The sequence below is a fragment of the Paenibacillus nuruki genome (genome assembly GCF_963311185.1).
GTDB lineage: Bacteria > Bacillota > Bacilli > Paenibacillales > Paenibacillaceae > Saccharibacillus > Saccharibacillus nuruki.
The window spans coordinates 4,787,330-4,805,828 of record NZ_OY725677.1; the positions used below are offsets into that span (position 1 = coordinate 4,787,330).

The following is an 18,499-nucleotide window of genomic DNA, read 5'->3' on the forward strand; positions in this document are numbered from 1 at the left end:
ATCAAGTGATGTTTCACCGTAAACGTACGATACGTACAACGATTACATTAATTGTTTTAGCACTAATCGCTTTTGGCGTATTGTTGCTAAGTATGAATACAGGGTTTAGCAAAATGTCACCGATGGAAGTGTTACGTACTTTGTTTGGAGGCGGAACGCCGAAGCAACATTTGATTTTATTTGAATTTCGGTTACCCCGTATTGTGATTGCTTTGTTAGTCGGCATTGGGCTAGCGATAGCAGGAGCGATTCTGCAAGGGGTATCTCGTAATGGATTAGCGGATCCCGGTATTCTAGGTATTAACTCGGGAGCAGGCTTAGCAGTGGTGTTATTTGTCATTACGAATCCACAACGAGAATCGACTTCACCGATGTTGTTGCCTTTTCTAGCTTTGATTGGTGCTTTTGGAGCCGCTATTATTATTTATCTTATGGCATACAAACGTCATAAAGGCATATCCTCTTCACGTCTTGTACTATCCGGTATAGCACTTGCCGCAGGAGTCAATGCCTTAATGATTGTTATGACGATTCGACTTGATCCGAATGAATTTAACTTTATCGCCACATGGCAAGCAGGAAGTATATGGGGCAGTAGCTGGAAATTCGTGATCGCTTTGTTACCGTGGTTAATCGTACTGATTCCTATTGCTTTGTGGAAAGCCAGACAACTGGATGTCTTCTCATTAGGCGATGAGACAGCCACAGGCTTAGGTTCTCAGCTTAATATGCAACGGCTCGTCCTATTAGTGGTTGCTGTGGCGATTAGTGCAGCTTGTGTTGCTGTAAGTGGCGGGATAGGATTTATCGGTCTACTTGGGCCACATATTGCTCGTCGTCTGGTCGGCCCTCGTTATGAGCATGTTATTCCTGTATCGGCTCTTATCGGTGCAGTGCTATTACTTACCGCCGATATGATTGGGCGATCGATTTTGCAAAATGCTGAAATTCCAGCAGGGGTTATGGTGGCGATTATTGGAGCACCTTACTTCTTATATTTATTAGCTCGTTCCAAAGCATAATAATCTATACGTTATAACTCTAGATAATGATATGAAATACAAAGTTGTTTTGTTACTTGCTGATCCTAATCAATTCAATAAAAGATTGAAAATATAGAGTGGAGTCAGGTGTCTAGCACATCGGGTTCACTGAAAAGGGTGGATAAACCATGGTTCGTTTGATGACGTCTAAGCTTGATATTGCATATGAAGATCGGTTGATTGTCGAAGACTTGAGTGTACAGATTCCTCAAGGACAGATTACAGCATTAGTCGGAGCCAATGGTTCAGGTAAATCAACGATACTCAAAACGATGGCACGCATTATGCAACCCAAATCGGGAGCTGTATTATTGGACGGCAAATCGATCCACAAACAATCTACCCGTGAAATAGCGAAGCAGTTAGCGATTTTGCCTCAGAACCCGACAGCGCCTGAAGGATTAACGGTAACGGAATTGGTATCCTATGGACGTTTCCCTTATCAAAAAGGATTCGGTTCGATGAAAGCAGAAGATAAAGCGATGGTCGAATGGGCGATTGAAGCAACAGGGATGGTTGATTTCTACGATCGTCCGATTGATCAGTTATCCGGTGGTCAGCGTCAACGTGCTTGGATTGCGATGGCACTAGCGCAGGATACCGAGATCTTATTTTTGGATGAACCGACTACATTTCTAGATATGGCGCATCAATTGGAAGTTCTTCAATTGTTGGAAAAATTAAATGCGGATTCTCAACGTACCATTGTGATGGTGGTGCATGATCTTAATCATGCTTCTCGTTATGCACATCATATGATTGCGATTAAGAACGGTAAAGCGGTAGCTGAAGGAACACCCGTTGAAGTCGTTTCTTGTGATGTACTGCGTAACGTATTCGGAATCGAAGCTGATATTGTGACTGATCCTCGTAGCGGGGTGCCTTTGTGTCTTCCTTATGCATTGGAAGGTCATGTGGCTGAAGCGGTACAGCAAGAACAACAAGTGAGTGAAGTGCGTCATCAACATGCTATGCGTATGGCACATAACTAATATCAATAATAGTAGGTATACCCAATCGGTAGTTTTCTTCTTTGACAGGAGAGAACTACCGATTTTTTGATGCAAATTAAAAAAGCAAAATCATCTATATCTGATTTTGCTTTTGGAATAGAAGGTTATACAAAAGGACTTTACAGACAAAATTCATAATCTTTTTAAGGCCACAACTGCTGATGTGTCCATTGACCCTTATGAAGAATATATTGATACCTTGTGTGTTTGCGATCAGGGTCGGCTTGCCAGAACTCGATTTCTTGAGCATGTACAGCGAATAGTCGCCAATTAGGAGTTACAATATCAGGATCATGATGAATCTTTTCTTCCTGCATCGCAATAGATTGTTCTAATTGTTCTTGATTCTCCAGCGGTTGGCTTTGGTGTTCGGTCATAGCCACAGCGCGAGCAATGGTCGATCGTCTTCTCAAATCAATGGCTCCTGCTTCTAGACCTTGATCTTCAGCGATCCCTCTAATCCGAATCTGTCTACCTAACTCAGGCCAATAGAACGTAAGAGCTACCTTTGGGTTATGTTGTATATGTTGACCTTTTTGACTTTCCAATCCGGTTGCAAAATAAAAAGATTCTTCTATAGCTTCTTTGAGAATCAATACTCGTGCATCTGGAAAACCATCAGAATCTACAGTGGAAATAGTCATTGCATGAGGTTCTTTAACTTTCATTTCGATCGCTAATTTCATCCAATCTAAGAAGAGTTCAGTCGGATTCTCCGGTAATGATTGAGTATCCCAGGTAGGGAAAGGGCCAGATAAAGCTTTCAAACCACGCAAGATATTGCTTGATTGTGTACTCATTTTACCAACCACCTTTATATAATTTGTTCTCACTATAACATAACCAATGTATAGTCAATAAACGCGTTGATCAAAGATGTTATACAAGAAACATATGTTTATATAACTTTGTGAAAATATGAACAAATTGCGAACTTCTCTCAAACCCCTTGCAATGTGATAAAAATCACAATATAATAGCAATACAAGGTGAATTAATTCACAAATAAAATAAATCAAAAAAGGCTATATTAAAAAATAGAAGAGCCAACAAGAAGATGGACACCATAGAGAAACCACACACTTCTCTTGCACCTACATCTTAATTCACCTGAATTTTACTTGTCGGACATTCAGCATAGACCATACAACTTTGGATAAGAACCATTTACATGATAAAAAATAAAGAATTATCAGGAGGAAGAAACCATGAAAGTAGCTGTTATAGGATGTACTCACGCAGGAACTGCCGCTGTTGTTAATACCGCTAAATTGTATCCTGATGCTGAGATCACTGTATATGAACGTAACGATAATATTTCATTCTTATCTTGCGGGATTGCGTTATATGTAGGTGGAGTAGTGAATGATCCAGACGGATTGTTTTACTCTTCTCCCGATCAATTAGCTGATCTAGGTGTAACCACTAAAATGTTGCATGAAGTGACAGCGATCGATACGGATAACAAAACATTACAAGCTCGTGACCTGACTACAGGTATTGAACTTACAGATACGTATGACAAATTGATTATGACAACGGGTTCTTGGCCGATCGTTCCTAAATTTGAAGGTATTGAACTGGATAACATTTTACTTTGCAAAAACTACAATCACTCCAATACGATTATTGAAAAAGCGCAACATGCTAACAATATCGTTGTTGTAGGCGCAGGTTATATCGGTGTTGAACTGGTAGAAGCATTCCAAATGAATGGTAAACAAGTGACATTGATCGATGCTGAAGATCGCATTTTGAACAAATATCTAGATCCTGAATTTACATCTCGTACTGAAGAATCACTGCAAGAACATGGCATCGAATTAGCGTTATCAGAGAAAGTGGTAAAATTCACAGGTGAAGGTGGCAAAGTAACGACCGTAGTTACTGACAAAGCGACTCACCAAGCAGATATGGTCATCTTGTGTATCGGTTTCCGTCCAAATACTGAATTGCTTAAAGGACAAGTCGATATGTTAGTTAACGGTGCTATCCTTGTAGATAAATATATGCAAACCAGTAAAAAAGATGTGTTCGCTGCTGGAGATAGCTGTGCTATTTTCTACAACCCAACAGGTAAACATGCTTATATTCCTTTAGCTACCAATGCAGTTCGTATGGGTACACTGGTTGCTCGTAACCTTGTGCAACCTACGAATGAATATATGGGTACACAAGGAACATCCGGTATCAAAATCTATGAAGATAATATTGCAGGAACAGGAATGACCGAAACAGCTGCTCGTGAAGCAGGATTAAATGTAGAAACAAGCACGATGCACGATCATTATCGTCCAGAATTTATGCCGACACATGAGACAGTAACCTTGAAAGTCGTGTACGAAAAAGAAACACGTCGCATCTTAGGCGCACAATTGATGTCTAAAGTCGACTTAACTCAATCGATCAATACCATCTCGGTCTGTATCCAAAATCAAATGACAGTGGATCAATTAGCCTTTATCGACTTCTTCTTCCAACCACATTACAACAAACCTTGGAACTACTTGAATACGGTAGGTTTGCAAGCATTAGCACCTATCCAGACCCAACAAGAAGTTCACGCTTAATCGGGTTTGAAATAATTCATTTTATATCATCGTAAGCTCCCATTAGATATTGATCAAAGTTCTACCCCTAACAAAGCCTGTACAGTTCCCCCACTGTACAGGCTTTTGTGCTTAATTTCACAAATTCTTTTCCAAAGTGACATTTGTTACTTTTTTCACAAAGTAATTGTATTAAAATTGAAATATGAAAAGGTAATTTAATTATACGGAAATAGATGCTTATAAGGGGGATGCAACACAATGGCTTATTACAAACCACAACAGATTGCAATGAATACGATTGAGACGGGAATTATCAAAGCTAAGTCAACATGGATACAGATGCTTGTACTCGGGTTTTTAGGTGGAGCTTTTATTGCACTAGGATTTTTATTAGATATTCGAGTGATTGCCAATACACCGGAAGCCTGGGGAAGCTTTGCTAACTTTATCGGAGCGGCATTGTTCCCTGTGGGACTGATTCTTGTACTGGTTGCAGGTGGAGAACTGTTAACTGGTAATATGATGGCTGTCCCGTTAGCGCGGATGGCGAAGCGGATCAGTACCCTTGAAGTAGCACGTAATCTACTTGCGATTACGGTAGCGAATCTATTAGGCGCTTTATTCGTCGCTTACTTCTTCGGTCATGTGGTGGGATTAACAGAAACCGGTCCTTATTTGACCAAAACAGTAGAAATGGCAGGGCATAAGTTAGAAGGAAGCTTTGCCCAGATGTTTTTATCCGGGATTGGATGTAACTGGTTGGTAGCTCTAGCGGTCTGGTTATCGTATAGTGCCGACAGTATTAGTGGTAAAATACTCGGAATCTGGTTCCCGACCATGGCATTTGTTGCTATCGGATTTCAGCACGTTGTCGCTAATATGTTTTTGATTCCAGCAGCGATCTTTGCAGGGTATTATTCATGGGATATGTATCTGATGAACTTTATTCCGGTATGGCTCGGTAATCTCACAGGTGGAGCTGTATTTGTAGCAGGGATTTATTTCACAGCCTATATCAAAAAAGATCATCAACTGACACCAGCCAATTCTGGACATACTCAGCATCATGAACCTACAGTCTCAACGATGCCAGCGGTATCGGCTACAGCAACATTACCGTTGCAACATAGCGATCAAGCTCATTAATCGCAAGCAGGTGTAGAAAAAAAGATCTTCATGTTGATGAAGGTCTTTTTTTTGCGTTATAGAGGAAGCTAATGATCTTCTTGTAACATCATACAGTCAAAATAGTATACTTATTAAATAATCATGACGATATCTTAATTATCTCTGAAAGAGTAGGTGATATTTTTGCATATTCAAGAACTATCTGTAGACGATCATATACCACAGATCAAACCATTTATGGATCAATTTAATAGTAATCAAGAGTTGGCTCTTCCACCGTATGATCGTGTGCATTTTTCGCTAGCCGCTTATGAAGGTGAGCAATATATTGGTGGAGTCGTTGGCTCGATGGTCTGGGGATTGTTATATATTCAATTACTTGCTGTCGATCATGTATACAGAGGCAAAGGGATTGGAGCAGACTTGTTACAAGCGATCGAAGATCAAGCTAGACAGCAGGGAGCCAAAGTAAGCGAATTAACGACAATGAGCTGGCAAGCGCCTCACTTTTATATGAAGTACGGGTATACTATTTTTGGCGAAATTCATGATATTCCGATCGAAGGACAGACCAAGTATTATATGAAAAAAAATCTACTCTCTTCGACACAAAGTTAAGTTTGTCTTTATTGGATATAGATGAAGTTTGAGAGGTCATCTATAAACGTATAGAAAAACGGATATACGCTAGGTTTGATGCTGGATATCACCTGATGATTTGCAAATATAGTAAGCTATTTTTGGCGGTATGCTTTATGATAAAGTAGAGACCATATGCATCATGAATTACGAATTATAAAGGTACGGAAAATAGAGGTGTCTGACTATGTCTGATAAGGATTTAAATGAGCTTATTGAAAATGAAAAGAATTTAAAAGCAGAAATCAAGCGATTACAGCTTCTCGCAGACGAGCGTTTGGAAGCCAAAGTAAAAGCAGAAAAAGCAGACGAGAATAAGTCTTCCTTTATTGCTATGCTTAGTCATGAGATTCGAACACCTATGAATGGTATTATCACAATGGCGGATTTATTACAGCAGACTTCACTTGATGAAGAGCAGACACGATATAACGAGATTATTCAATCCAGCAGTGAAGCTTTAATGACACTTGTCGATAATTTGTTAGATATCAGCAAAATGGAAGCCGGTAAAATGTCTTTAGAACAATATCCGTTTGATCTGATCAATACGATTGAAGATTTGGCATATGTGTTATCACCTACAGCTTTTGAGAAAAAAGTACAGGTGATACTCGATGTAGAGACTGATATTCCTTTATTTGTGATCGGCGATGCTTTGAAGGTTCGACAGATTTTTATGAATATTTTGCAGAATGCGATTAAATTCACACACTCTGGGGAAATTTTAATTTCTTTATTCTTATTGTCTACCGTCAAAGAAGAAGATATCCATGTCAAAATCGTCCTTAGAGATACAGGCATCGGGATGTCGGAAAAGCAACTCGGGGTTATTTTTGACAGTTATGCTCAAGGTCATAGCAATCAGAAGCATCATTATGGAGGAACAGGACTCGGACTCGCAATCACCAAAAGTCTTGTAGAACTAATGGGCGGACAAGTCTATGTAAAGAGTGAGTTGGGTGTAGGGACTGAATTTAGCGTCGAGATTCGATTTGATAAATATACAGACTTACCGTCCATTCCTTTTGAAAAAAATATCTTAGCTAATATCAATATTATGGTGCTAGACAGCAATCTGACGAGCTTAGAGTTAATGACGAATACACTTCAAGGATGGGGAGCACGGGTCGCTACGTCTTTGAATATGGATGATTCATTTATTGATAATATTTCAAGACATTCGTATGATATCTGCTTAATCGATCATCAGACGATTGATTTTAAAAAGTGGGATTTGGAATTGGATTATTTGAAAAAGCAGCGTATGTTGCTAATGGTTCCTTTGGGAAATAAGATTGATGAAGATTTCAAAGGCAGATTCGAGACGGTGATCACCAAACCAATTCGCAAACTTCATTTGCTTAACAGTATTCTGGCATTACAAAAAATCAAAAAACATTAATGATGACCTATCTACATCGTATGAGTAAACATAAGCGATCATTATACATAAAAGGCACTTTGGAGGATAACCCCCAAAGTGCCTTTTACGTTATAACATTGATTAAAGATAAGATCTAGCGTGTAGAAAAACTAGATTACATTGATTTAGTTAGTGTGATTTCACCAGTAGATTTATTCCATTTAACATCCCAACCCAATAATTCAGTGATAGAGCGTAAAGGAACCATTGTTCTACCGTTGCTATCTACCATAGATACAGCTTCGATTTTTTGAGTTTTACCGTTCACATCAACAGTATTTTTACCAACCCAGAATTTCATTGTATCTTTACCAGCCATAACAGTTACTTGACCCGCAGCTTTGTTCCAAGCTACTTTAGCGCCAATACCTTCTGCAAGGTAACGCAATGGAATATAAGTTGTTCCATTTTTCACCATAGGCATAGTATCCATCATTGTCATTTTGTCGCCAACTTTAAGTTGTTTGCTGTTTAATTTCATCCATACTTTCATCATAGAAGCATCAGCAGGTTTTGCTGGCATTGGAGCCGCAGCAGCCATTTTGAACTTAGCAGGGTATTGTTTTACAATTGCGCCACCCAAAGCTTCGCCGATACCGAACATTGTTTTGAATCCTTCACGATCTGCTTTGTATGCAGCTTCGTATTTTTTAGCAGCATAGTTGTCGATAACCATTTGTACTTGATCTTCATGAGCAACTAATGCTTTTTTAGCAGCAGCAGCTGGCAAGTTGTTTGCTGTTGCAGCACCTAAGAATGTAGAGAATTCAGTTGTAAAATCAGTAATACGATCTTTTACAGCTTGTAGAGACGTTTTGTCTCCTTTTTTCAATGCTGTTACATAATCGCTTTGTGCTTTGATATGGTTGGTAACCCAGATTTTTTCGAACTGGTTACCACCTTCAGCGCCATAGATGGAAGTGATCGCTTTTTTGAATGCTGCTGTGTTGCCAGCTTCTGCTTTGATCAATGCTGCAGAATCTTTGCTATCGCCATCATATTGTTTTTGCATTTGCAATACAGATAATGCAAAGTGTTCTGCTGCTAATTGGTTTAGTGCAGAGCGTAGATCAGCTGCTGGAGTATCTACAGAACCATTGTTGAATTTAGCAGGGTTTTGAGCAACGATTGCTCCTGATAGCGCTTTACTTACAGTGAACATAGTAGCGAAACCTTCACGATATTCAGCATAAGCACCTGTGTAATCGCCAGCTACATATTTTTCAAATACGTCTTGTACTTGATCTTCATGTAGACGAAGAGCTTGAGCTGCTGCTTTTTGTGGCAATTTGCCTTCTGTAGCTGTTGCAAGGAATTTAGAGAATTCATCTACGAAGCTTTGTACTTGAGCTTCTGCTTTTTTGATTGCTGCTTTATTATCCATCTTAGTTGCTTTAACCAAGTTGTCTGTGTATTTGTTGTGAGCACGGAAGATTCTTTCAAATTCAGCCGCGCCTGCTTTACCGTAGATCGCTTCGATAGCAGGTTGCATATCTAGTGCATTTTGATCAAGTGCATCATAAGCTTGTTTAGCATCAGGTGCACCTTCGTATGCTTTAGTCATAGCTACAACAGCTAATGCGAAATGCTCGGAAAGTAAGTAATCTAATCCTGAACGAAGGTCAGCCGCTTTGGTGCTTACTGTAGGAGTCGCTGTTGCTGGTGTTGCCGCGAATGCTCCTGCTGCTGGAAGAAGTAAAGAAAGGCTTAATGCAGGTACGATTAGTTTTTGAATTTTCATAAGTAAGCTCCCTTTGTGTTTACATTTTTTGGTGAAGCATTGTTGCTGTCCATACACAGATGAACGAAAGATATTTGTTTTTGGATCACTTTATTTATTTTTTAATTTTAAAAATGAGGCTGCAATGAAGTAATAGAAGGATGAATAATGCGGTATTGTTACTGTTTTCGTAATTGATGTCACTGATCTGTCCTTGCCCGATCACCAGCCCCCACTGTATAGAAATAAATGACTTACCTTTTTTCACTTGCATACTCTCGAATAATGTATAAACACATTTCTCAGAAACTAAACTAAGTGGCTTATATAATTTTAAGGAACAACTGATTTGCGTGGAACCAAATAAAAAAAGTGCCCCAATAATAGGGCACTTTGATAATGTAATAGAATATATAAAGCCGAATAAACAAATGAAATCCGCCATAGTGCGGTTCGGGGGAACGAAACCGTAATATGGCGGATTCCGGGAGTGGTCCATGATATAGCAGAAGTGAGAACGAAGGGGACATCATTCTCGCCAATTGCCGTTACTTATTGTTAAACACGGACACATGTATTGAAACAGGTGATTTACAAAATTTTTTTAATCTTTACAGCCCGGGAACATTCCTGTTGAAATGGCTATCCGATTCCAATTATTGATCGTGTTAATCGCTACAATAATATCCATATATTGTTTCTCACTAAAGTGTTTTAACACTTCATTGTATACCGTTTGAGGGACTCCTTGAGTTGTGATTTCAGTGACCACTTCGGTCAGATGAAGAACTGCTTTTTCAGCATCTGTATAATACGTACATTCTCGCCATACGCTGATTAGAGCGATTCGTTCTTCCGATTCCCCCATTTTGCGTAAATCGCGTGTATGCATATCGAGACAGAACGCACAGCCATTGATCTGAGAAGCACGAATTTTGATCAATTCATAAAGGATAGGGTCAAGATCCTGTTCTTTGATAAATTTCTCCATGTGCCCCATTAGTGAATAGACTTTCGGGTGTACTTTGTAATAATCCATACGTGTTTGCATGTGTATTCCTCCTAAGATATTGAATAATCGTAAGCTCCATATGAAGCTTATATAGACTAGACCAATGAGGAATACGATTTGTGACAAGCTTAACGAATTTTATCGGGATTGGAGATCATAAAGATCTGATCGACTTGTCCGTGTATATCATATCTGAAAGAATAAATAGCTACAGTGACATGTTCGCGTTGGAGTTGTAGACCCATTTCTCCGTTGATCCATACAATCGACCATTCGCCGGTAAGGGAGCCTTTATTAGCAATGCCATTGAAAAATGAGACCACACGCCTCCGATCCCAAATAGGACGCAATGCCGATTTAACTTTACCCCCGCCATCTGTGTATAGACGGATATCGGATTTTAATAATTCTAATAGATTCGAGAAATTACCTGTTTGCGTAGCTTGCAAAAAAGCATGTGTAAAAGCTAATTTATGCTCGGAAGAGATAGAGTGAGAAGACTGTGCTTCTTGTAATTTGGGTAGCGCACGACTGAGTATTTTGCGACAAGCACTTTCGGATCGATCCAGCCAGACCGCAATATCTCGATAAGGAAAATCAAAAGATTGTCGTAACACAAAAATAGCTCTTTCTATCGGTGTCAATTGATCAAGCATGACCATTACAGCATAACTAATATCATCTTTTAACATCATTGAGGTATCGGCACTTTCTGTTAATAATGCTTCATAGTTCATGTTGGTCGATGAATAGGTATGCTCAATATTAGGTTCAGGCAACCAGACTCCAGGATAATCGATACGCTTAATCCGTGCGGATTCCAGTACATTTAGACTACGATTGACGGTAGATTGAATTAGATAAGCACGAATATTGATCACCTGCTGCTGATTCCAGTCTGTCGTGCTAAGATGGATAAAAAGATCTTGTACAATATCTTCTGCTTCAGTACGCATACCGGTGATTCGATAAGCAACAGCTATGAGTAATGATCGATATTCTACATATAAAGGTTCAATATGGGTTTGGAATAAAGAAGTCATATAAGAATTTATCTCCTTATTAAATATTAGTAATACGATAGGAATTATCGATGCACAGCGTTACATGGTACACTTGCCCGATTTCGACTCTCTATATCATACTAGAAATATTGTGCTTATTCTGCTCGTGATCACCAAGAAAGGAACATTCATCTTATGAATTGGCTTCGATCGTATCCACGCGAAATACAAGTTTTTTTACTCGCTAGTCTAATCAGTGCAGCGGGTGGTTCATTAATGTGGCCACTGACCACACTATATGTATATCAAGAACTCGGTCGCACGATGACCGATGCAGGTTTTGTCGTTCTTTTGCAATCACTGGGTGGTATCGGTGGTCAATTGCTTGGAGGTACATTATACCATCGTCTAGGTGTCAAAAAGTTAATTGTAGGTTCACTGGCATTAAATGCACTTTGTTTATTCGCTTTGCCTTTTGTAAGTCAAAATTGGCATCTGTATATGCTCACTATGGTATTTGTAGGACTATTTAATGCGATGTCTTTACCTGCTATTCAAGCATTTATCGGCTTCCGCTTTGCTGATCGCCGTGGACAATTATTTAATATTGTCTATGTCGCTAATAACATCGGAGTCGCTTTGGGAACAGCTCTGTGCGGGGTGTTGGCGGATATTTCATACCATTTAACCTTTGTGCTTAACGGTGTGAGCTGTGCTTTATTTGCCGGTTTCTTTTTTGTCTATTTGACCAAAATCGGTGAAGGCGAACGTCCTCCTACTGAGCAAGAAGATGTACATAACCCGGGACGACCGCAAGTAAATACAGAAAAACGCCCAGTATGGTTGTTGGCACAAGTGAGAGTCTACTTATATATGGGGATCGGTTCTTTATTTCTATGGTTAGGCAATTCGATCTGGAATACAGGTGTATCTCCATTTATCGTAAGTTCAGGCATGTTGATCAGTTATTATAGTCTACTGTGGACGTTAAATGGTGTACTGATCTTTGCGGGACAGCCATTCGTTAATTTTATTCGCCGCGTTGCTGCACGTACCGCAGAAGCTCAAATGACAGCAAGTGCTCTCTTCTATTTGTTCGGGTATATCGTTATTCTTGGATTTCATAATTATCCTGCGATGATTGTAGCGATGATTCTGATTACATTTGGCGAAATGTTACTATCTCCTGCAATTCCTTCTTATGTTTCGGAAAAAACAGGATTGTACGCTCCATTTTATCTAGGCGTTGCTGGTGGAATCGGTGCAGTAGGGCGTGTTATCGGGCCTTATATTATGGGTGTCTTTTATGATGCTGGTGGACTTCATCCTGTAGCATGGGTAGCTGTGATTGCAGGAATACTTTCTTTAGCGTTCTTTATGATTCATCATTATGCACAAAGAAAAGCAGTATCGCTAACGGGTCTTTAAGTCTAATACTTGAGTATAAAATGGATGATATACTATACTCAGAATACAAAGACCAATTATATAAGAGAAGGTGCGTATACATGGCGGTTCAGCCTGTTGATCAGCTAGTCACTCGATTATCGATTATGAATGATGCTCAATATTTAATAGAAATTGATCATTTGGTATGGAATGATAATAACACTCCATGTGTATTGAAATACGGATCACGTCAGCAATACTTGCAAGATCATCCTCCAGGCACTCAACTGGTAGCTATGCTCGGTGAGACCATCTGCGGATATGTTGGTTTTCAATATCCTACCTATGTACCGACTAATCAACATGTATACGATATTCATATTGCAATTCACCCTAATTATCAAGGTAAAGGTGTAGGACGTAAGCTAATCGAATCGATGGGGGACTTTGCACGTTCTCAACAAATTCGTAAATTAACGTTACGTGTTCTATCTACAAATAAAGAAGCCTTTCAGTTCTACAATAAGTTAGGCTTTGTAGAAAACGGAAGGCTTCCTGAAGAATTCTATATTAACGGGCAATATGTGGACGATATCTTGATGACTTACTGGCTGTAGGAGGTCTGACCATATACACTCTTTGTAATGAGATCGGTCAATTCTTCTTTTTGTGCCCGGTATGTATCCGGTGACAATAATCCTTGCTGGAATCGTTCATTTAACATCTCTGTCATCTGCGCTACCTGTAAGTCGATCACGGCTTGCGGGTTTTTGTTATGTCGACGTGCCGTTTGGGCAAGTGATCTACCTTCATATAAATCTTCATAGACATCCTCATCCGACGAAGCGCCAAGTGTACTTAGGAACGGGTCCTGTTGCTCACTCGTCAACGAAGAACCAGACGCACTCGATGGCGTTTGAGCATTTGCTTCTTCCCCTAGCAACATACTGCTGATCGCAAGTCCTAGAAGCAACGTACTGATCATCGCTTTACGTGAACGGTGGTTTTTTTTCGTGCTTTTCATCATGGATACCTCATTTCATACTATTGTTTACCATTAGAACTTGAGCCTTTACCATGTATGGCTCTGTAACAATCATAAACAGGTTGCCTTAAAAGAAACTTAAAAGAATGTAAAGGTAAGCTAAAACCTATTTTTAACGTTTCAATCATAGGCTTCATTCTTTACATAATAAATAACAATATTTTCTATCTATAATACTCTCTTGTTCAATTTACAGTGAATGTATCCGATAGTTTCAAGTAAGAGGGTATACAGAAAAGGGGGGTTATTTGTGAATCGCATGTTAAAGTACCAGATCCTTTTTAAACTTCAATTACAGGAGAAACTACAGAACATGCTAGCGCCAGATGCACAGATTTCAGAACAAGAATTATATCGGATGGCTCATTCGATCAAAGGAACCGCAGGAACGATTGATTTGCCTGAATGGTATTCGGAGTCTTTGCGTTTATTAATGACATTTAAAGAAAACGGTCAACGTATATTTGATCATGATCAGTTAGTGCCTATTTTGGGAACATTACAGGAATTAATTGAACAATCTGATCTTCATCCAGTAGTCACAGAATCACAGCAGACCCATCCAGCAACACCTGCAATTCCTCCCGGTATGAATGCGCCTAGAGTAGGCAAAGTATTAGTTATCGATGATGATATCGGGCTGTTAACATTATTAAAAGATGAATTAACCCGTCAAAATTTCATGGTCTTAGCGACAACACAACCGGAAAAAGGATTGAGCTGGTTTTATGATATGCGTCCTGATTGTGTGGTATTGGATTTGATTTTACCGGGCATGAATGGATTTGAATTATTAGCGCAGATTCAGGATTTATGTGAGCGTCATTTTATTCCTGTGATGATCGTCAGCGCTTCCAGTAACAAAGAAACACGTATGCAGAGCTATTCGATGGGAGCCGAAGATTTTATGGCCAAACCATTCGACCTTGATGAGTTTTTACTGCATATTCGCAAATTAACAAGCAAACGCCGCAAGCTAACCGAATTGTTGTTATTAGATAGTGTCACAGGTGCATATAGTATGCCTTTTCTAGAACGTGAATTAGAGCGATATCAAGCACAATCGAGAATGAAAGCAATCGATATCTCTTTCGTCGGTATTGATCTACAAGGATTGCGTCACTATAACGAAATGTACAACTTTGCGAAAGGCGATCAGTTGTTGCATCAAGTATCTGATGTGTTCAAAGCTGCATTACGATTAGAAGATATTTGGGCACATGAGCGTGCTGGGCGATTTTATCTGCTTCAACCGGGAATGACAGCCGAACAAAGTACTTCTTTGATAGAAGGTATTTTACAGTCAAAAGAACTGAATGCTTTGATTCCATCGGATATGATGCGAATTCGCTTTGGAGTAGTTCCAGTGTCTTTCAATACCGATCGCTCTCAAGTGTTCGATCAAGTGAATCAGCAATTGTTGAACATGGAGTCGGCTGAAGTGGAAGCTAATCCGATTGTATCTGGAATCTCAGAAGATGAGAAAGTCGTAAGAAAACAGTCTTCGCCTACTCCATCTGCTGGTGAACCGTTGCGGTTAGCGATTATTGATGATGATCCGTTAATCCGTAATATTTTGGAACGGCAAATGTTGGATCTAGAACAAGAATATTTACTGGATATTCGTGTCTATACCGATGGCAAAGAATTTCTAAGTGATCCGTGGCATGATGAATCTGCTCAATACCTGTTGATTTTAGATCGGATGATGCCACGTATTAACGGAATGGAAGTACTATCACGCTTGCGTAATGAAGCGAACTCTAATTATACCGTCTTGATGTTAACCGGAGTTGATGATGAACAAGGCATCACAGAAGCGATTCGTGCAGGAGCCGATGATTATATGACCAAGCCATTTAGTATGATGGAATTGGAAGCACGAGTACGACGTTTACTTAGCAAAGTAGGGACAGCTTTATGAGTATAGAAGAGATATTAATCATTATTTGGTGGGCAACGGTCGGAGTGATTACATTAATTGTGGTGTTGTTATTGTATCTGATGTTTCGCAAATATCAACGGAATCGTCGTCTACAAGCGATCGCTAAAGTAACCGAACAACTTGCCAAAGCAGACTCACCGTTGAACCAATACATTTCAACCGGAGAACGCTCTCGCAAAATGCTGGCTAAAAGCAAAATAGAACAAAAAGCGATCGAAGAAATGTTGATTCATCGCTTATCTCTGAGTCGTGCCAAAAGTGAGCAAGAACGCATTATGGAATTAAGCGAATATTATTTTGCTGATATGTATGCTGCTGAGTTACGTAGTTCACGCTGGAGTGATCGCATCAATGCCTTACTGTATATCGAACAATTTCAAATGACCCGTCTCAAATCAGATCTATTAGTAGCTTTGAAGCGCAAAAATTGTACAGGAGACGAACGGTTTTTGATTTTACGTATTCTAGCTACTTTTCAAGCGTCTGAGATTATGGATGAATTGGAACCAGCGGCTATACAATATTCCGAAATTCAATTATTGCAGTTGGTGTTGTTAATTCGAGGAGAATTGCTGGATCGATTGCTTTTACAATTTGATAAATACAGCCCTAAGTTGCGTTATACCATTATAGATAGTCTGCGGATCAACAATATCCGCACGCAAGACGTACTGCAATTGTTAGAGCAACTGATCTATGTCAATGATAAAGAAATGCGGATTCGCGCGATGAAAGCATTAGCGAATTTTGGATATATGAGCCCTGAAGCCGCCGATCGGATGGAGCAAGAATTAGCGGAACAGCAATCGGTATCATGGCAAGAACGATTGATGAGAGTCAAAGTGATCAACAGTACGCGTGATGAACGCTTTTTACCTTATTTGGAACAAATGGTGAGCGATGATGCTTATGAAGTGCGTCTACAATCGGCACAAGCATTGCTACGGTATCGTCAAGGCGCAGCCATCCTAGAACAAATTGCAACAGATCATCCTGATCGATTTGCCAGAGAAATGGCACAAGAGATATTGGAAAGGAGAAATTATGAGCGGAATGTGGGCTGAGTTAGGAATGGTTGTGTACCATATTGTGGCTGTGATCACGATACTTTACGTCGCTTTTTCAACTGGGGCTTATTTATTAATGTATTTTGCTGCGGCTAAAGATTTGCGCAAAGATAAAGATGTGAGTGGACTTCAATATAGTAAAGCACTCGAAAATGAATTAGCTCCTTTATCCATTCTTGTTCCTGCTTACAATGAAGGTGGCAATATCGTATCCAGTGCTCGTTCACTGCTGAGTATTAATTATAAGCAATTTGAAGTCATCGTCATTAACGATGGTTCCAAAGACGATACTGCGCAACGGATGATCGATGAATTCGATATGTCGCCGATCTCCAATCGGGTTCCTTTTTCAGCATTAGGCAAGTCTACAGCACCGATCCGTCATATTTATCGTTCGCTACAGCATCCCAATCTAGTACTGGTCGATAAAGAAAACGGTGGGAAAGCCGATGCGCTAAATGCAGGGATTAATGTATCACGTTATCCTTATTTTGCATCCCTAGATGGCGATACCGTACTGGATACAGATGCTTTTATCAAAGTAATGAAGCCAATTATGGAAGCCAAGCCTGATGAAGAAATTGTAGCGACAGGTGGTAGTGTAGGTATTGCCAACGGTAGTATTGTCGATACAGGTTATCTTAGTAGCGATAATGTAATGTTATCTCGTAATCCATATGTGATCATGCAAGTGATTGAGTACTTACGTGGTTTCTTAATGGGGCGCATTGGTCTAAGTAGCTTCAATATGTTGATTCTTGTATCTGGTGCATTTGGCGTATTCAAAAAAAGCTGGGTGATTGAAGTAGGCGGATATGAGACAGAAACGATCGGTGAAGATATGGAGCTCATTGTGCGTCTACACCGTCTGCTACGGAAGAAAAAAAGCAAAGGTCGAATCATCTATATTCCTGAACCGGTATGTTGGACAGAAGCACCAGAAAGTCGCAAAATCTTACGTCGTCAACGGATTCGCTGGCAACGTGGATTATTTGAAAGTCTTTGGCGTAACAAAGATATGCTGTTCAATCCCCGTTATGGACGGATAGGGTTCGCCGCTATGCCTCTATTTATGTTTGTAGAGTTATTAGGGCCGGTTGTGGAATTAATCGGCTTAATTATGATTGTACTGGGTCTTGTGCTCAAAGCAGGCGCAGGCTGGGAGATCAGTGCTTCGCTTACACTCATGATGATTCTATACGGTTCATTATTATCAACTGGAGCTGTGTTATTCGAAGAGTGGCGATTCCATCATTACAATCGAATGTCTGACGTATTCCGTCTGGTTCTGCATGCGTTATCAGAATCATTCTGGTATCGTCCGATGTTAACCGTCTGGAGAGTGATTGGACTAGCACAAGCAATTCGTGGTAAAAAAGCCCAGTGGGGTGAGATGACACGGGTGAATGTGATCGGTGGTAGCTCAGATACGATAAAGATACGACCAGAAAATCCATTGATACAACCGAAAAAATAAACCATCAAGCTAAACACATAAAAAAGCTACTTCACCAGC

At 39.8% G+C, this 18,499-nt stretch carries 16 protein-coding genes; 11 read left to right on the forward strand and 5 right to left on the reverse strand.

Annotated elements, in window-relative coordinates; all coding sequences use genetic code 11:
• The first annotated feature begins 8 nt into the window (after positions 1–8).
• Together RCP16_RS21240 and RCP16_RS21245 are read left to right on the forward strand one after the other, a co-directional pair.
• Entirely contained in the window at positions 9–1,022 is a 1,014-nt protein-coding gene (locus RCP16_RS21240) for a FecCD family ABC transporter permease (protein WP_069327788.1), read from the forward strand.
• Between the two features lie 149 nt (positions 1,023–1,171).
• Entirely contained in the window at positions 1,172–2,035 is an 864-nt protein-coding gene (locus RCP16_RS21245; RefSeq protein ID WP_069327752.1) for an ABC transporter ATP-binding protein, read from the forward strand.
• A gap of 164 nt (positions 2,036–2,199) precedes the next feature.
• Here RCP16_RS21245 and RCP16_RS21250 read toward each other — a convergent pair whose 3' ends face one another.
• On the reverse strand, positions 2,200–2,856 hold the full coding sequence (locus RCP16_RS21250; RefSeq protein WP_308641281.1) for a pyridoxine/pyridoxamine 5'-phosphate oxidase: 657 nt from the start codon (positions 2,854–2,856) through the stop codon (positions 2,200–2,202).
• 408 nt (positions 2,857–3,264) lie between these two features.
• Here RCP16_RS21250 and RCP16_RS21255 point away from each other — a divergent pair, with 408 nt between their 5' ends.
• The 4 genes from RCP16_RS21255 to RCP16_RS21270 all read left to right on the forward strand — a co-directional run bounded on the left by RCP16_RS21255 (position 3,265) and on the right by RCP16_RS21270 (position 7,780).
• Complete coding sequence (locus RCP16_RS21255; RefSeq protein ID WP_308641282.1) at positions 3,265–4,626, forward strand: FAD-dependent oxidoreductase; 1,362 nt, start codon at positions 3,265–3,267, stop codon at positions 4,624–4,626.
• A 240-nt stretch (positions 4,627–4,866) separates the two neighbouring features.
• Positions 4,867–5,754 (forward strand): formate/nitrite transporter family protein, encoded by an 888-nt coding sequence (locus tag RCP16_RS21260; protein WP_137223018.1) that lies wholly within the window; start codon positions 4,867–4,869, stop codon positions 5,752–5,754.
• A gap of 165 nt (positions 5,755–5,919) precedes the next feature.
• Positions 5,920–6,354, forward strand: coding sequence for a GNAT family N-acetyltransferase (locus RCP16_RS21265; RefSeq protein WP_083243483.1), 435 nt, complete (start codon positions 5,920–5,922; stop codon positions 6,352–6,354).
• Positions 6,355–6,562: 208 nt separating this feature from the next.
• Entirely contained in the window at positions 6,563–7,780 is a 1,218-nt protein-coding gene (locus tag RCP16_RS21270; protein ID WP_308641283.1) for a sensor histidine kinase, read from the forward strand.
• Between the two features lie 136 nt (positions 7,781–7,916).
• Here the strand turns inward: RCP16_RS21270 and RCP16_RS21275 are convergent, their stop codons facing one another.
• From RCP16_RS21275 to RCP16_RS21285, 3 genes are all read right to left on the reverse strand, one after another.
• Positions 7,917–9,542, reverse strand: a complete 1,626-nt coding sequence (locus RCP16_RS21275) for a copper amine oxidase N-terminal domain-containing protein (RefSeq protein WP_069327757.1) — start codon at positions 9,540–9,542, stop codon at positions 7,917–7,919.
• Positions 9,543–10,125: 583 nt separating this feature from the next.
• A complete protein-coding gene (locus RCP16_RS21280; protein ID WP_083243484.1) occupies positions 10,126–10,572 on the reverse strand; it encodes a carboxymuconolactone decarboxylase family protein in 447 nt (148 codons plus the stop codon).
• An 89-nt stretch (positions 10,573–10,661) separates the two neighbouring features.
• The gene (locus tag RCP16_RS21285; RefSeq protein WP_069327758.1) at positions 10,662–11,576 is read right to left on the reverse strand and encodes a sigma-70 family RNA polymerase sigma factor; all 915 of its coding nucleotides are present in this window, start codon (positions 11,574–11,576) and stop codon (positions 10,662–10,664) included.
• 156 nt (positions 11,577–11,732) lie between these two features.
• Between RCP16_RS21285 and RCP16_RS21290 the strand changes: the two genes are divergently transcribed.
• Complete coding sequence (locus tag RCP16_RS21290) at positions 11,733–12,965, forward strand: MFS transporter (protein ID WP_069327759.1); 1,233 nt, start codon at positions 11,733–11,735, stop codon at positions 12,963–12,965.
• Between the two features lie 80 nt (positions 12,966–13,045).
• A complete protein-coding gene (locus RCP16_RS21295) occupies positions 13,046–13,543 on the forward strand; it encodes a GNAT family N-acetyltransferase (protein WP_069327760.1) in 498 nt (165 codons plus the stop codon).
• Here the strand turns inward: RCP16_RS21295 and RCP16_RS21300 are convergent.
• A complete protein-coding gene (locus RCP16_RS21300; protein ID WP_069327761.1) occupies positions 13,531–13,950 on the reverse strand; it encodes a hypothetical protein in 420 nt (139 codons plus the stop codon). The two genes, RCP16_RS21295 and RCP16_RS21300, sit on opposite strands and share 13 nt — an antisense overlap.
• A 280-nt stretch (positions 13,951–14,230) precedes the next feature.
• On the opposite strand from RCP16_RS21300, the gene RCP16_RS21305 reads away from it, so the two are divergent.
• From RCP16_RS21305 to RCP16_RS21315, 3 genes are read left to right on the forward strand one after another with little or no spacing between them, the layout of a single operon-like run.
• Entirely contained in the window at positions 14,231–15,895 is a 1,665-nt protein-coding gene (locus RCP16_RS21305; protein ID WP_308642524.1) for a response regulator, read from the forward strand.
• A complete protein-coding gene (locus RCP16_RS21310) occupies positions 15,892–16,980 on the forward strand; it encodes a HEAT repeat domain-containing protein (protein WP_308641284.1) in 1,089 nt (362 codons plus the stop codon). Before RCP16_RS21305 ends, RCP16_RS21310 begins: the two co-directional genes overlap by 4 nt.
• Positions 16,961–18,460, forward strand: a complete 1,500-nt coding sequence (locus tag RCP16_RS21315) for a glycosyltransferase family 2 protein (protein WP_137223004.1) — start codon at positions 16,961–16,963, stop codon at positions 18,458–18,460. The genes RCP16_RS21310 and RCP16_RS21315 overlap by 20 nt, the downstream gene beginning before the upstream one ends.
• The last annotated feature ends 39 nt before the right edge of the window (positions 18,461–18,499 follow it).